This is a genomic window from Streptomyces sp. (genome assembly GCF_031181705.1).
Lineage (GTDB): Bacteria > Actinomycetota > Actinomycetes > Streptomycetales > Streptomycetaceae > Streptomyces.
Genome location: NZ_JAPSKN010000010.1, coordinates 1 through 14668 on the forward strand (window position 1 = coordinate 1; position 14668 = coordinate 14668).

The window sequence follows — 14668 nt, forward strand, 5'->3', positions numbered from 1 at the left end:
CGGAGGGCCTCACCATCGCGACGCGGCTGCCCGCGCCAGACCCCTCGGCGAAGACCCCGGCCCGTGGAACGCGGCTGCCCGCACCAGACCCCTCGGCGAAGACCCCGGCCCGTGGAACGCGGGTGCCTGCGTCGGTGTCCCCGGCGGAGGCTCCGGTCCGTCCCACACGGGTACCGGCCTCAGCCTCCCCGACGGAGCCCCCGGCCCGCGCGACACGGCTGTCTACGCCAGTCTCCTCCGCGGAGACCCCCACCCGCGCCACACCGGTACCGGCCTCAGCCTCCCCAGCGGCAGCCCCGGCCCGCGCCACACCGCCACCGGCGTCGGCCTTCGCGTCGGGCTCGCCCGTCTCCGTGACGCGGCTGCCGGCGGGAGATCCGGCCTCCGCGGCGCGGGCGCCGGTGGCCGCCCTGCCGGTGTCGCCCTCAGCCACGGCCCGCGCGGCACGCCCATCGGCGGCAGCACCCGCCGGGGGAACGGCGGGCCCATGGCCGCCGGCCCCCGCGTCCGCCCCGCCCGGCGCGCTCGTCGCGCTCGTCGCGCCCGTCGCCCCACGGGTGGAAAGCGGCGCGGTGCCCGGCCCCGGGCCGGGCGATGCGGTGGGCGTGCGCCCCGCCGCCAGGGCGTCGCGTACCCGGGCCGCGCCCGCCGCCGCGTCGCCGGGCGACTCCGGCTGAACCGTCGCTCGCGCGGCCCTGTCCAGCTCGGCCGTCGAGGTCGACTCCGACCACTGCTCGCCCCTGGCCCCCGCGTCCATCGCCTCGTTGGCCAGCCGGTCCGCGTGTTTGTTCTTCTCGCGCGGGATCCACTCGTACGTCACGCGCCCCGGCGGGAAGATCCGGGCCGCGTCCGCCGCCAGGGGCTTCATGGCGGGGTGCTTGATCTTCCAGCGGCCCGACATCTGCTCGATGACGAGCTTGGAGTCCATCCGGACGTGGACCGCGGCGTCCGGGTCCAGGGCGTGGGCGGCGCGCAGGCCGGCCAGCAGGCCGCGGTACTCGGCGACGTTGTTCGTGGCGACGCCGATGTACTCGGCGGCCTCCCGCAGCGTCTCCCCCGTCGCCGCGTCGCTCACCACGGCCCCGTAGCCCGCGGCCCCCGGGTTGCCCCGTGACCCGCCGTCCGCCTCGACGATGAACTCCCGCACCGCAACGGCTCCCTGGGGACTAGAGACCGGACTCGGACGTGCGCACCAGGATCCGGCGGCAGTTCTCGCAGCGGATCACCGTGTCGGGCGCCGCCGTGCGGATCTCGTTCAGCTCGGTGATGGCCAGCTCCTGGCGGCAGCCCTGGCAGCTGCGCGCGTACAGCTTCGCCGCGCCGACGCCGCCCTGCTGCCCGCGCAGCTTGTCGTAGAGCTTCAGCAGGTCGGCGGGGATGGACCCGGCGATGACCTCGCGCTCCTTGGTGACCGTGGCCACCTCGGCGTCGATCACCTCGAACGCCGCGTCGCGCCGGGCGGTCGCGTCGTCGATCCTCGCCTGGACGGAGGAGACCCGCTCGGTCAGCTCGGCGACCCGCTCCTGCGCGGACTCCCGGCGCTCCATGACCTCCAGCACCACGTCCTCCAGATCGCCCTGCCGCTTGGCGAGCGAGGCGATCTCGCGCTGGAGGTTCTCCAGGTCCTTGGGGGAGGTGACGGCGCCGGAGTCCAGGCGCTGCTGGTCGCGGGTGGCGCGCTGGCGCACCTGGTCCACGTCCTGCTCGGCCTTGGTCTGCTCGCGGGCGGTGTCGCTCTCCTCGGTCTGCGCGGCGACGAGCAGGTCGCGCAGCTGGGTGTGGTCCTTGGTCAGCGTCTCGATCTCGGCGTGCTCGGGCAGCGACCTCCGCCGGTGGGCCAGCTGCTGGAGGCGGACGTCGAGGTCCTGGAGGTCGAGGAGGCGGATCTGGTCGGCGGGCGCGGCGTTCAGTTCGGGGCTCCCAGGGGGTCAGAAGTGGTCGAGGCCGCGTGGGCGGTCCAGGGGTCGGTGACCGTCTTGGAGACGTGGACCCGCAGGTCCCATCCGTTGCGGTCGGAGATTTCGTCGAGCTGGCTCGCGGCCAGCTCGCACCAGGGCCACTCGGTGGCCCAGTGCGCCGCGTCGAGCAGCGCGAGAGGGCTGTGGGCGCGATCCGCCAGAAACTCGGCCGCCGGGTGGTGGCGCAGGTCCGCGGTGAGGAAGGCGTCGACGCCGGCCGCGCGCACCTGGTCGAAGAGACTGTCGCCGGAGCCCCCGCTGACGGCGACGGTCCGCACCAGCGCCTCGGGGTCGCCGGCGACGCGGATGCCCTGCGCGGTGGCGGGCAGCCGCTCGGCGGCGCGGGCGGCCAGCTCGCGGACGGTCAGCGGATGGTCCAGCGCGCAGACACGGCCCAGGCCCCGGCGGCCCTCGGGGTCGGTCGGGTCCGGCACGAGCGGCCCGGTGACCCTCAGGCCCAGGGCGCCCGCGAGGGCGTCGGAGACACCCGGGTCGGCGGAGTCGGCGTTGGTGTGGGCGACGTGCAGCGCGATGTCGTTCTTGATGAGCGTGTGGACGACGCGGCCCTTGAAGTGCGTCGCCGCGACCGTCGTGGTGCCGCGCAGGTACAGCGGGTGGTGGGTGACGAGCAGGTCGGCACCCAGCTTCACCGCCTCGTCGACGATCTCCTGGACCGGGTCGACGGCGAACAGGACGCGCGTGACCTCCTGGTCCGGGTCGCCCGCGACGGTGCCGACCGCGTCCCAGGACTCGGCCCGCTCGGCGGGCCACAGGCTCTCCAGCGCGGCGATGACTTCAGACAGACGGGGCACGGGTGCAAGGCTACCCGCCTGATCTGTGGCGTTGAACCGCCACCGTCACCGTCACCGCCACCCCCACCGCCACCGCCACCGCCCCTGCCGGCCCGCGCTCGCCCGGCTCAGCACAAACGGCCCTTTTCCCTCAGGCGAATCGTTCCTGGAACACCCTTATGTGTGAAGTACGGCCCCAGGGAATTCCCCGCCCGTTCGTGCGAAAACTACGTTCGTCACCGGAGGTGACCGAACGATGACTGCCTGTGCGATCGAGCCTTCGCCGGGACACGAGGACGGGGACGGTGCCGCGCCGGCCGGCTGCACGCTCAGCGCGGACGGCGCCTACGGCGCGCGCCTCGCGTCGGCCGGTGACGCCTGGTTCCCCGAGCGCTGGACCCTCGACGGCCCCGAGCCCTACGCCGTGCCCCTGCCCCGCAACCAGCCGGAGGAGCCGGGCACCGAGGTGCAGCCGATGGGCGACGGGCGGGTCCTCATCCACCGCCGGGTGGCCGGGCGGCACGCCTTCTCACTGCTCTACCCGACCGGTCCCGGCACCGGCGAGCTGCCGCTGGGCGCGGTCCAGTGCCCGGACGGCAGGGCCCGGCTGCGGCTGCTGCCGCCCGCGCCCGGCGGGGAGAAGGCGTACGCCCTCGCGGTCGGCCCGCGCTCGACGTCCGTGTGGCTGGTGGCGGGCGGCGCCTACGGGCCCGAGCGGGTGGCGGAGCTGCCCGGCCGCGGCTCGGGCGGGGTCTGGCTGGACCGCGCGGGGCGGCTGCTGGCCCTGGACCGGGAGACGGGCGGGCGCACCAAGGCGGTCGTGGTGGACCTGGAGCGCGGCGGCGAGGTGTCACCGCTGCTGCAGATCGCCGCGGACAGCGACGACCGGCTGCTGCTCGCCGATCACGACAGCGGCCTGCTGATCGTCCGCTCCGACGCGCCCTCGCCGGGGCAGGAACGGCTCGGCTGGGGCGTGCTGGGCAGCACGCTGCCGGTGCGGTTCCCGGAGTGCCTGCGGCTGCGGGACTGCTCCGTGACGCCGTTCGCGATCCAGCCGGGGCAGGTGCTGACGCCGGAGAGCTGCGCGGTGGCACTGCGCGTCGACGGGCCGCGCGGCAGCTGGGTCGGCGTGTGGCGGCCGGCCGAGCGGCGGGTGCACCATCTGCCCGCGCCCGCGGGGTGGTTGGCGGGGACGGGGCTGTGGACGGCGGACGGGGTGCTGCGGCTGCCGTACGCGACGGAGGCGGTGCCGTGCGGGGTGGCACGGGTGCGCCCGCCCGCACCCGCCCTGCCGGACCCCGGCCCCGCGCCGTCCCCAGCCGGACCGGCGCCCGGCACCGCGTCACCACACCCGAACCCGGACAACGGCATCGCACCCCCGTACCCCACCGGGCCGCAGACGGCAGCCCCACTCCCCGACCCCGAGCCGGCGGCCCCGGTTCCGGAACGGCCCGGACCGCCTCCGGCGCCCTCGGCCGCACGGCCGGTGCCCCTCCAGGAGGCGCCGTTGGGGCGCCTTGTAACGAACTAGTGCCGGTTGGCGCGCCCGCCTGGATCCGGGGCGTGGGGCGCCGGTTAGACTCACCCGGCTGTAAAAAAGATCATGTTGACGGGGTGAATCCTTCCGATGAGCGACGCCAGCAAGAACCAGCCGCACACTGCCGACGTCCAGGAGACCTCCACCGGCCACGGCCGGCACCGTGGCCAGGTCTCCCCGCACGACAGCGAGACGGCCCCGCGCGGACGCCACCGCAAGCCGGTGGCGGAGACCGGGCAAACCGTGACCGCGGCCTGACGGTACGTCAGTCACCACACTGCGATCCGCCCCTCCCGCCACCCGGCGGGAGGGGCGGTTCCTCGTCCGACGGCGTACTGGACTCAGCTGTGTTCGACGACGGTGTCGGCGAGGACGGGCGTGTCGTCCCTCTCGACGGCGCTCACGGCGACCCGGACCCGGCCGTCGGGGCGCCACATGCGGATCCGCAGCGTCTCCCCCGGGTACACGACCCCGGCGAACCGGGTGGCATACGACCGCACCCGCGTCACGTCCCCGTCGAGCAGCGTGTCCACGACCGCCTTGAGCGTCATGCCGTAGGTGCACAACCCGTGCAGGATGGGCCGGTCGAACCCGGCGCGCTCGGCGAAACCGGGGTCGGCGTGCAGCGGGTTCCAGTCACCGGAGAGGCGGTAGAGCAGGGCCTGGTCCTCGCGGACGTGCCGCTCGACGACCCGGTCCGGCTCGCCGGCGGGCGGATCGAGCCGGGTGGACGATCCCCGGTCACCACCCCAGCCGCCCTCTCCCCGGACGTAGATCTGGGCGTCGCTGGTCCACAACGGGACGTCACCGTCGGCCACTTCGGTCCGCATGACGAGGACGGCCGCCTTGCCCTTGTCGTACACGGCGGCGATCCGGCCGGTGGCGGTCGCGCGGCCCCGGGCCGGGATGGGGCGGTGGATCCGCAGACTCTGCCCGCCGTGCAGAACGCGGGCGAGGTCGACGTCGACGCCGGGCATGGACAGTCCGTCGGTCACCCCGGGTTTTCCGCCGCCCGCGACGGTGGCGAAGCTCGGCAGGACGTGCAGCCGGGACTCCAGGGTGTAGCGCAGCTCGTCGGGGTCGGTGGCGGGGATGCCGGCGCCGATGCCGAGGTGGTAGAGCTGCACGTCCTTGTGGTCCCAGGAGAGTTCGCCGGTCCGGGGTTCGGCGCCGAGCGCCTTGGCTGCGTCGATGGGCATGGGGCTCCTGATCGCCGTGGGAAGAGACCACCGTGGGAAAGACCTCGGCACGGCCGTCCGCACCGTCGGCCGCGCCGAGGCCGTCCGGGGGGCCAGACTGAAACGCGTTCCAGTCCCCCGGCCCTCTGTATAGCCGAGCCTCCCACGGTCGTGAAGGCTCCTGACGTCGTGTCACATCCGGGCACTGCCGGACCGGTCGCGGGTGTCGCCGGGCCGGCGTGTACGTTGACCGAGGGGCCGCGCCGCACCTCGACGGCGCCGGCAACGGCTGGGCGGCCGACCGCGACCAGTCGCGACCACCAGGGGAAACGGAGCACATGGCACGCGTCGCCGTCATCACCGCGCCGAACATCGGGTACCGCAACACCGGGATGCTGACCGTCGACTTGGCGTTCGAGTCCCTGCGGCGGCGGACGGTCCCCGAGATCGACGCCACCTGGTACACCCTGCACACACCGGAGACCGTGCCCCTGCGCGAGTGCGCACGAGGCACGGACTTCCCGTTCCGCTTCCACCCCCTGGCGGAGCACCTCGACACGCTCCGCGACCACGACGCGGTCGTCTTCTGGGGCGACTTCCTGCACACCCGGCACTATCTCGCGCAGGACGCGACGAACCGCCTGCTCGACTTCGGCATCGCCGCCGACCGGGACGCCGCCCGGGGCCTGCTCAACCGGACCCTGCTGTTCGCGGACCAGCCCGACGAGCTCCTCGCGCGGACCCTCAGCTACGGCGGCACCATCCTGCACAACACCCAGTCCGACTACGAGGACAAGGAGTACGGCCCGCTCTTCACCCGCCTGGTCAGGCGCAGCCACCGGATCTGGGTGCGCGACCCGCTCTCGGCGGCGAAGATCGCGCATCTGCGCGGGGACCGTACGACCGACCACTTCGGCTCGGACGCGGCGCTGCTGTCCCGTCCCGGCGACCTCGACCACCTGCCGACCACGCCGTGGTCCCGGTCGGTGCCGCGGGGCGGTGCCATCGGTGTGTTCCTGGGCGCGCGCACCCCGGTCCCCGACTGGCTGCCCGCCCACTGCCAGGCCCTGTCCGACCGTCTGGGCGTCCCGCTGGAGTGGCTGCCCTGGTTCGACCGGGACGTCCCCGCCCCGGTCGGCCACATTCCGGCCCGTCCGGGCGAGCACACCATCGGCGACCTGCTCGCGGTGCTGCCGCGCTACCGGCTGGTCGTCACGGACACCTACCACCTGGCGGTCAACGCCTGGGCCGCCGGCACTCCGGCGGTGTGCGTCGGGGCGCCCGAGCCGACGCCCAGGACGCACGACGACTACCTGACGCTGAGCGACGTGAAGAAGCACGTCTTCCACATGGCGTACGACGCGACGGACTTCTACCTGTCCACCCAGGAGGGCCGGGAGGGGCCGGAGGGGCGCGAACGGGACCTGGACCGGCTCGTGCGGCTGCTGGAGGGCGGCGGGGCCGAGGCCGTCGCCACGCGCATCCGCGCGCACGCCGACCACTCGGCGGCGGCCTTCACCGGGACCCTGACCGCCCTGCTCGGCACGGATCACCGGCCTCGGAGCGCCTGACCGGCTACCGGGCCGGGGCCGGCTCGCGCCGGAACAGCGCGGTCCACAGGAAGGACTCGCCGAAGCGGTCCGATTCTGCCGGCTCGTCGCGCATCCTCCGCAGTTCGAGCACGCTGAGGCCGGAGAAGATCTCGCGCAACGCCTCGGGCGTGTAGGCGAGTCCGCCCCGCAGTCCGGCTCCCTCCCGGTAGAAGTCCGCGTCGGGCACCTCCGACCCCATTCCGCCGGCCCCGGCGGCGAAGCACGTCAGGCCGAACAGGCCACCGGGTGCCAGGACCCTGTCCAGCAGGGCCAGATAGCTGATCCGCCGATGCGGGGGCAGGTGGTGGAAGCACCCTGAGTCGTAGACGAGGTCGTAGGGGCCGGTGAGTTCCGTCCCGGCGAGGGCGAAGGCGTCCCCGCAGTGGAACCGCACGCCCTCCGCCCCTGCCTCGCGGGCTCGTTCCCTCGCCCAGTCGACGGCCGCCGGGGAGAGGTCGACCGCGTCGACCTCGAAGCCCCGGGCCGCCAGGTAGAGCGCGTTGCGCCCCGGGCCGCAGCCCAGGTCGAGCGCCCGCCCCGCACCGGCCCGCCCGTCCGCCACGTGACGCACCAGGTTCTCGTCCGGTTTCGCCGCGAAGAACGGCACCGGCCGGGACCGTTCGGCGTAGAAGCCGTCCCACCAGCCCGCTCCCCGCTCCGACCACCGGTCGGCCTCGGGTGCGAACAACCCGTCGAGCAGGGCGAGTACGTCGTCGACCGTGCGTATGTTCCGGTCCATCCGGCCCCCTTCCGCGACTGCCGAGCCTAGGCGCACTTGCGACGAAAGACCAGGTCAGGCCGGGTTTCACGGTCCGAGCGGAAGGCGTCTGACGGCCCGTCGCCCACCCAGGGCGGGCCCGTGCGACGGGCCGTACCGCCCCTGCCGCGAAAGGCACGGCGGCGCGCCCCCCAGGGCCACCGCGGGGCCGTTCCGGACCGAGCGGCGGACGCTTTTTCGGGCCGCGCTGAGCCGCCTGGGCTAGGACTCCTCCGGCTTCACCTTCCGTGGCAGCCAGAGCCACATCAGTGCCACGCCGGCCGCCAGCACCCCGGCACCCACCCGGAAGGCGAGCGCGTATCCCTCCGTCAGGGCCTGCGGTGTCGTGCTTCCGGCCGAGCGGGAGGCCGCCAGCGTGGAGAGGACGGCCAGGCCGAGGGAACCGCCCATCGTGCGGGACGTGTTGACGAGGCCGGAGACCAGTCCGGCCTCCTCGGGGGCCGCGCCGGACGTGGCCAGGGAGGCGAGCGGGGTCGCCGCCAGGCCCGCGCCGAGCATCATCAGGACGCCGGGGAACAGGATCGCCGTCGCGTAGGCCCCGTCCAGGGTCATGGTGGACTGCCAGGCGAAGCCCGCCACCGCGACCAGCGTGCCGAGCACCGCCACGTTGCGCGGGCCGACCGGCCGCATCAGCCGGGGCGCCAGCTTGGAGCCGAGGATGACGGCGAGGGAACTCGGGACCAGGGCGAGTCCGGCCTCCAGCGGGGTGTAGCCGAGGACGTTCTGCGCGTAGAGGGTCATGAAGAACCACATGCAGAACATCGCGAAGCCGCACAGGAACATGGCCACGTTCGCGGAGGAGACCGAGCGCAGGCGCAGCAGGCCGAGCGGCATCAGCGGGCCGGCGGTGCGGGCCTCGACCGCGAGGAACAGCCCGATCAGGGCCAGTCCGGCGAGCAGCGGCAGCAGCGTGGCCGATGCCGTCCAGCCCTCCGCCTCCGTCTGGGAGATGCCGTAGGCGAGGGTGCCGAGGCCGGCCGTGACGAACAGCGCGCCGGGCAGGTCCAGGCGCCGCCCGTCCCCGGCGCGGCCCTCGGTGAGGAACCAGGCGGCGGCGCACAGCACGACGGCGCCGACGGGCACGTTGATCAGCAGCACCCACCGCCAGGACAGCGTCTCGATCAGCAGCCCGCCGACCAGGCCGCCGGCCGCGCCGCCGCCGGCGCCGACCGCCGTCCAGGTGCCTATGGCCCGGGCCCGGGCCGCGCCCTCGGGCACGGAGGCGGTGAGGATGGTCAGCGTCGAGGGCGCCAGCACCGCCGCGCCGAGGCCCTGCACGGCCCGGGCGAGGAGCAGTTGCCACTCGGCCTGGGCCAGTCCGCCGGCCAGCGAGGCCAGCGTGAACAGGCCGAGCCCGACGAGGAACATCCGCTTGCGCCCGTAGAGGTCACCGGCCCGGCCGCCGAGCAGCATGAACCCGGCGAAGGCGATCGCGTAGGCGTTCACCACCCACTGCAGGCCCTGTTCGCTGAGTCCCAGCCCACCGCGCATCGACGGCAGCGCCACGTTGACGACGGAGACGTCAAGGACGACGAGGAACTGCCCGGCGCAGGTGAGCGCCAGCACGAGCCAGGTGGGGGGCGAGGTGCGGCGGGGCGTACGGGTCATCTCGGCGGCTTCGACCATGGGTGTCATGCTCTCAACCACTCCACGCTCCTGGCATCGGGATTTCGACCTAGGCCGGGTCCGCACGGCCTGCGCCACGGCGGATCCGGCCTCCCGTCCCAAGAGAAGGTCAAAATTTCGTTAGAGCGCCAAAGCAACGGAATAGTTGCCCGCGCATACAAGGTTCACACTCCACGTAACCGTGCACACCCAACCCCCCGGCCTGGAGGCCCCCCTCAATGACGCAGACGACGGCAGAACGCCCCGCCGGCCGGGCGAGCGGGGCCGTGGTCCCGGTGCTCGCCTTCGCGGGCATCGTTGTCGCGGTGATGCAGACCCTGCTCGTCCCGGTGATCAAGGACCTGCCGCAACTGCTGGACACCACCCCCAGCAACGCCACGTGGGTCCTGACCTCGACCCTCCTCTCGGGTGCCGTGGCCACCCCGATCATGGGCCGCCTCGGCGACCTCTACGGCAAGCGCCGCATGCTGATCCTCAGCCTCTCGGTGATGGTCGTGGGCGCGCTCGTCAGCGCGCTCACCAGCGACCTGCTGCTCATGATCACCGGCCGGACGCTCCAGGGCTTCGCGATGGGCGCCATCCCGCTCGGCATCGGCCTGATGCGGGACATGCTGCCCCGCGAGCGGCTCGGCTCGGCGATGGCCCTGATGAGCTCCTCCATAGGCGTCGGCGGCGGCCTCGCCCTGCCCGCCGCCGCGCTGGTCGCCCAGCACAGCGACTGGCACGCCCTGTTCTACGGCGCCGCGGGACTCGGCGTGCTCTCCATCGCCCTCACCCTCCTCGTCGTGCCGGAGTCCCCGATGCGCGCCGGGGGCACCTTCGACCTGCCGGGCGCGTTCGGCCTGTCCGCCGGACTCGTGCTGTTCCTGCTGCCCATCACCAAGGGCAGCGACTGGGGTTGGGCCTCCGGCACCACCCTCGGCCTGTTCGCGGCGTCGGCGGTCGTGCTCCTGCTGTGGGGCGTGATGGAACTGCGCGTCAAGGCCCCGCTGGTCGACCTGCGCACCACGGCCCGCCCGGCCGTGCTCTTCACCAACCTCGCCTCGATCATGGTCGGCGTCTCGTTCTACGTCGTCTCGCTGGTCCTGCCCCAGCTGCTCCAGCTGCCGACGTCCACCGGCTACGGCCTCGGCCAGTCGATGGTCGTCGCGGGCCTGCTCGTCGCGCCGCTCGGCCTGACGATGATGTTCACCGCGCCCGTCTACGCCCGGCTGTCCGCGAAGTACGGCCCCAAGGTGACCCTGATCCTCGGCCTGCTGATCATCGCGATCGGCTACGGAGCCGGCCTCGGCCTGATGAGCGCCGCCTGGCAGAGCCTGGTCATCTCGGTCCTGCTCGGCGCGGGCATCGGCCTCGCCTACTCCTCCCTGCCGGCACTGATCGTGGGCGCGGTCCCGGCGTCGGAGACCGGCGCGGCCAACGGCCTGAACACACTGATGCGTTCCATCGGCACCTCGGTGTCGAGCGCCGTGATCGGCATGGTGCTGGCGAACACCGCCGACACCGTCGGCGGCGTCGAGATCCCCACCATGCACGGCTTCCGGGTCTCCTTCCTGATCGCGACGGGCGCGGTCGCCGTGGGCCTGCTGCTGGCGCTGTTCCTGCCGGGCCGCCGCCCGCCGGGCAAGCCGCAGTTGCGCGCCAGCAGCGAGGAGGACGCGGCGCTGGAGCGGGCCGAGCGGGTGCTGCGCGGCTTCCGGGGCCGGGTGCTGGCCGCTGACGGCTCCCCCGTCGCCCGGGCCAGGGTCACCCTGATCGACCGCGGCGGCCGGCAGGCCGGAGCGACCCTGTCCGCCGAGGACGGCAGCTACGCGCTCACCGTCCCCGCGCAGGGCGCCTACGTCGTGGCCGCCCGCGCCCCCGGCCACGGCCCGCTCGCCTCGGCCGCGACCCACGCCGGCGACGACCGGCCGGTCGACCTGGACCTGTCGCTGCCGGGCGAGACCGTCTCCGCCTGAACCCGCTCACCCGTACCCCCCGTCGTGCCACGGCAGGGGGTACGGCAGCATGGGCGCCCGCAGTGTCGTACGACCGAGAGGAATCCCATGCCCGCGGCCCCCGAGCCCGAGATCCTGGCCGCGTTCGAGGCCGCGAAGGGGTTCATGCCCGTGGCCGAGGGACTGGCGGTGTACGCGGCGGCCGTGGAGGCCGGGCGGCTGGGGTTGCCGCTGCTGGAGGTCGGCACGTACTGCGGGCGCTCCACCATCCTGCTGGCCGACGCGGCCCGGCGGGCCGGGGTGAGCGCGCTCACCGTGGACCACCACCGCGGCAGCGAGGAGCAGCAGCCGGGCTGGGAGTACCACGATCCGGCGACCGTCGACCCCGAGCTGGGCGTGATGGACACGCTGCCGACGTTCCGCCGCACCCTGTACCGGGCGGGCCTGGAGGAGCACGTGGTGGCGCTGGTGGGGCGGTCCCCGCAGATCGCCGCGTGCTGGCGCGCACCGCTCGGCCTGGTCTTCATCGACGGCGGCCACACCGACGAGCACGCCACGGCCGACTACGAGGGCTGGGCCCCGCACGTCGCCGAGGGCGGGCTGCTCCTCGTCCACGACGTCTTCCCGGACCCGCAGGACGAGTTCACCGGTCAGGCCCCGTACCGCGTCTACCTCCGGGCCCTCGCCTCGGGCGCCTTCACGGAGGTCTCGGCGACGGACTCGCTGCGGGTGCTGCGGCGCACGGGCCCGGGCGTCTGAGGGAACGGCTGGGCGGGTGAACCGCGCCCCGTCCGCCGCCGCCCGGTCGGCCCACGGGCGGCGTGGCGCGTCGGCGGAGCGCGCGGCGCTGCCCAAGGATCCGGCCGCGTGGCACACACCTTCGCAGAGCTCGTGGAGAAGCAGCGCGCGGCGGACCAGGCGTACGCCCGCGTGCGTCAGCTGCAGGACGCCTACGGTCCGCCCACCCGGACCCAGTGGAGCGACCAGCAGACCACCACGTGGGAGACCGCCTGGCGCGCCTGGCGCGATCTCGCCCGCGACGTCCAGGCGGCGGTGACGGCGTACGCGAGACAGGAGGAGACGCCGCGCCAGGAGGTGGAGGCGCGGGTGAAGGAGGCGGTACGGCACGGGGACGGCGGCGGGAACGACGCGTAGCGGGCACCCGCCCGGCCCGCTCGCCTCCGTCACGGCCGCTAGGGTGGCTGCGTGTCGTACGCAGGCCCGGACTTCGAACCCCCCCAGCCCCGCCGCCCCCGTCGCGGCCCCCTGACCGTGGCGCTCGCCGCGCTCGTGCCGGGGGCGCTGCTCGGCTGGCTGGTCTACGAGACGGTGGGCGGCTCCGGGGACACCGGCGGTCCGGACCGGGCGAGCACGTCCACGTCCGCGTCCGCCGCGCCCACCGAACCCACCGGGGACGGCAAGCAGCCGGGGCCGTCACCGACGCCCACGGCCTCCGCGCCCGCCGCCTCCGGCCCGCTCAAGGGCAAGGTCGTCGTCATCGACCCGGGCCACAACCCGGGCAACTTCCGGCACCCGAGCGAGATCAACCGCACGGTGGACATCGGGACGAACCGGAAGGAGTGTGACACCACGGGCACCTCCACCAACGACGGCTACACCGAGGCGGAGTTCACCCTGGACGTGGCGCACCGCATGCGCGCGCTCCTGGAGAAGCAGGGCGCCGCGGTGAAGCTGACGCAGGACGGCGACCGGCCGTACGGCCCGTGCGTGGACGAGCGGGCCCGGATCGGCAACGAGGCGAAGGCCGACGCGGTGGTGTCGATCCACGCGGACGGCTCCGGCGCCGGCAACCGCGGATTCCATGTGATCCTGCCCGGCTCGGTCCGGGCGGGCGCCGCGGACACCCGGGCGATCGTCGCCCCGTCCCGCGACCTCGGCGAGCGCGTGGCGGGCCGTTTCGTGGCCGTCACCGGCAGCGCGCCGTCCAACTACGCAGGCGACGGCGGCGGTCTCGTCACGCGTAAGGACCTGGGCGGTCTCAATCTGTCAACGGTTCCCAAGGTGTTCATCGAGTGCGGCAACATGCGCGATAGCAAGGACGCGGCGTTGCTCACCAGTGGCGCCTGGCGACAGAAGGCGGCGCAGGGGATCTCTGAGGGAATCGTGAGTTTCCTGCGCGGGTAGGTGTGGACCGGCGGATCCCGGCGGACACCCTGATCGGGCGGACGATAGGGTCCTCCTTACGATGAGGGGCCACCCCTGCGCTTCACACCGAGTCCGGACGGCGACATGGTGACAGCGACGCCTCTACCGACGACGAGACGACCTACGAAGGACCTGAAGTGAATATCCGCTCCCTCACTCGGGGCGACGGCGTGGTGATCGGAGCAGCGGTGTTGCTGTTGATCGCGTCGTTCCTCGACCTCTACTCGTTCGACAATGTCCCCGACAGCGTCGACCTCCCCAGCCTGTGGGGCAGCGGCCCGGTCGTGTTCAGCGTCGTGCTGGCCGGGATCATCGGCGCCGCGCTCGTCGTCGTCGGCCGGGGCCTGCCGCAGGCCCCGAAGATCGCAGGACTGGAACTCGTCCCGTTCGGCGTCGCTTTCACGGTGTTCGCCGCGTGGAGCGCGCTCGGCAACATCTTCGACGTGCCGAGCGGCTTCGACAACATCGGCGACAACGGCGGCTCGGGCGCCCCGAGCCCCGGCATCGGCATGATCCTCGCCCTCGTCGCCACGCTGCTGATGGCCGCCGCCGCCCTCGCCACCCCTCTGGTCCCCGCCCTCAAGGGCTCCCTCGTCCCGGCCCCGCGCCCGGCCGCTCCGCAGCCCTACGGCGGCCAGCCCCAGGGTGGTTACGGCTACCCGGGCGCCCAGCAGCCCGGTGGCTACGGCCAGCCGCAGCCGGGGCAGCCGTTCGGCGGTCAGCCCCAGCCGCAGCAGGCCCAGGCCCCGCAGCCGCCGGCCGGGGACTTCTCCCCGTTCTGGTTCGCGGTGCCGGTGCCGCGGCCGCTGTTCGCGGAGGACGGCTCCCCGACGCCCATCGCCGAACTCGCGCCGGGCACCTGGTACCTGGCCGTCGAGCAGCGCGGCGCGGCCCTGGTCGCCCAGACGCAGGACGGCCGCCGCGGTGTCCTGCAGGACACGTCGGGCATCCAGCGCGGCTGAGCCCCACGGCCCCTCGCACGGCCCCTCGCACGGCCCCTCGCCTTCCGGGCGGGGGGCCGTTGCCGTACCGTCGTCGTCCCGTCGGCGCGTGCTCGCCGAGTTGAACTCCTGAGCGATTCCCCTGGTTTCATCCAGGGTTCAAG

14 protein-coding genes are annotated in these 14668 nt (G+C 74.0%); 8 read left to right on the top strand and 6 right to left on the bottom strand.

Annotated elements, in window-relative coordinates:
- The 3 genes from RIN80_RS03870 to RIN80_RS03880 all read right to left on the bottom strand — a co-directional run.
- Positions 1–1147, bottom strand: a 1147-nt coding sequence (locus tag RIN80_RS03870) for a reverse transcriptase-like protein (RefSeq protein WP_309094041.1), incomplete at its 3' end; no start/stop codon positions are given.
- A gap of 19 nt (positions 1148–1166) precedes the next feature.
- A complete protein-coding gene (locus RIN80_RS03875) occupies positions 1167–1910 on the bottom strand; it encodes a C4-type zinc ribbon domain-containing protein (RefSeq protein WP_309094109.1) in 744 nt (247 codons plus the stop codon).
- Complete coding sequence (locus RIN80_RS03880) at positions 1907–2770, bottom strand: Nif3-like dinuclear metal center hexameric protein (RefSeq protein ID WP_309094042.1); 864 nt, start codon at positions 2768–2770, stop codon at positions 1907–1909. The genes RIN80_RS03875 and RIN80_RS03880 overlap by 4 nt, the downstream gene beginning before the upstream one ends.
- Before the next feature lie 235 nt (positions 2771–3005).
- On the opposite strand from RIN80_RS03880, the gene RIN80_RS03885 reads away from it, so the two are divergent.
- Entirely contained in the window at positions 3006–4280 is a 1275-nt protein-coding gene (locus RIN80_RS03885) for a hypothetical protein (RefSeq protein WP_309094043.1), read from the top strand.
- A gap of 96 nt (positions 4281–4376) precedes the next feature.
- Positions 4377–4544 carry a hypothetical protein gene (locus RIN80_RS03890; protein WP_309094044.1) on the top strand — a complete coding sequence of 56 codons (168 nt, stop codon included), beginning with the start codon at positions 4377–4379 and terminating at the stop codon, positions 4542–4544.
- 83 nt (positions 4545–4627) lie between these two features.
- Here RIN80_RS03890 and RIN80_RS03895 read toward each other — a convergent pair whose 3' ends face one another.
- Complete coding sequence (locus RIN80_RS03895) at positions 4628–5485, bottom strand: MaoC/PaaZ C-terminal domain-containing protein (RefSeq protein WP_309094045.1); 858 nt, start codon at positions 5483–5485, stop codon at positions 4628–4630.
- Positions 5486–5802: 317 nt separating this feature from the next.
- Between RIN80_RS03895 and RIN80_RS03900 the strand changes: the two genes are divergently transcribed.
- Positions 5803–7035: a polysaccharide pyruvyl transferase family protein gene (locus RIN80_RS03900; RefSeq protein ID WP_309094046.1), complete on the top strand. Its 1233-nt coding sequence runs from the start codon at positions 5803–5805 to the stop codon at positions 7033–7035.
- 4 nt (positions 7036–7039) lie between these two features.
- Here the strand turns inward: RIN80_RS03900 and RIN80_RS03905 are convergent, their stop codons facing one another.
- The gene (locus RIN80_RS03905; protein WP_309094047.1) at positions 7040–7795 is read right to left on the bottom strand and encodes a class I SAM-dependent methyltransferase; all 756 of its coding nucleotides are present in this window, start codon (positions 7793–7795) and stop codon (positions 7040–7042) included.
- Positions 7796–8035: 240 nt separating this feature from the next.
- Positions 8036–9469, bottom strand: coding sequence for an MFS transporter (locus tag RIN80_RS03910; protein WP_309094048.1), 1434 nt, complete (start codon positions 9467–9469; stop codon positions 8036–8038).
- 209 nt (positions 9470–9678) lie between these two features.
- Between RIN80_RS03910 and RIN80_RS03915 the strand changes: the two genes are divergently transcribed.
- From RIN80_RS03915 to RIN80_RS03935, 5 genes are all read left to right on the top strand, one after another.
- Positions 9679–11418, top strand: a complete 1740-nt coding sequence (locus tag RIN80_RS03915; protein ID WP_309094049.1) for an MFS transporter — start codon at positions 9679–9681, stop codon at positions 11416–11418.
- Positions 11419–11505: 87 nt separating this feature from the next.
- Entirely contained in the window at positions 11506–12156 is a 651-nt protein-coding gene (locus tag RIN80_RS03920) for a class I SAM-dependent methyltransferase (protein ID WP_309094050.1), read from the top strand.
- 108 nt (positions 12157–12264) lie between these two features.
- Positions 12265–12552, top strand: coding sequence for a hypothetical protein (locus RIN80_RS03925; RefSeq protein WP_309094051.1), 288 nt, complete (start codon positions 12265–12267; stop codon positions 12550–12552).
- Positions 12553–12603: 51 nt separating this feature from the next.
- Positions 12604–13542, top strand: coding sequence for an N-acetylmuramoyl-L-alanine amidase (locus RIN80_RS03930; protein ID WP_309094052.1), 939 nt, complete (start codon positions 12604–12606; stop codon positions 13540–13542).
- A gap of 158 nt (positions 13543–13700) precedes the next feature.
- The gene (locus RIN80_RS03935) at positions 13701–14525 is read left to right on the top strand and encodes a DUF5336 domain-containing protein (RefSeq protein WP_309094053.1); all 825 of its coding nucleotides are present in this window, start codon (positions 13701–13703) and stop codon (positions 14523–14525) included.
- Positions 14526–14668 lie beyond the last annotated feature (143 nt).

Bases quoted from the DNA above. Each gene is read 5' to 3' on its own strand.
- RIN80_RS03915 (WP_309094049.1), top strand. From the start codon at position 9,679: ATGACGCAGACGACGGCAGAACGCCCCGCCGGCCGGGCGAGCGGGGCC.
- RIN80_RS03900 (WP_309094046.1), top strand. From the start codon at position 5,803: ATGGCACGCGTCGCCGTCATCACCGCGCCGAACATCGGGTACCGCAAC.
- RIN80_RS03905 (WP_309094047.1), bottom strand. From the start codon at position 7,795: ATGGACCGGAACATACGCACGGTCGACGACGTACTCGCCCTGCTCGAC.
- RIN80_RS03885 (WP_309094043.1), top strand. From the start codon at position 3,006: ATGACTGCCTGTGCGATCGAGCCTTCGCCGGGACACGAGGACGGGGAC.
- RIN80_RS03920 (WP_309094050.1), top strand. From the start codon at position 11,506: ATGCCCGCGGCCCCCGAGCCCGAGATCCTGGCCGCGTTCGAGGCCGCG.
- RIN80_RS03895 (WP_309094045.1), bottom strand. From the start codon at position 5,485: ATGCCCATCGACGCAGCCAAGGCGCTCGGCGCCGAACCCCGGACCGGC.
- RIN80_RS03890 (WP_309094044.1), top strand. From the start codon at position 4,377: ATGAGCGACGCCAGCAAGAACCAGCCGCACACTGCCGACGTCCAGGAG.
- RIN80_RS03910 (WP_309094048.1), bottom strand. From the start codon at position 9,469: ATGACACCCATGGTCGAAGCCGCCGAGATGACCCGTACGCCCCGCCGC.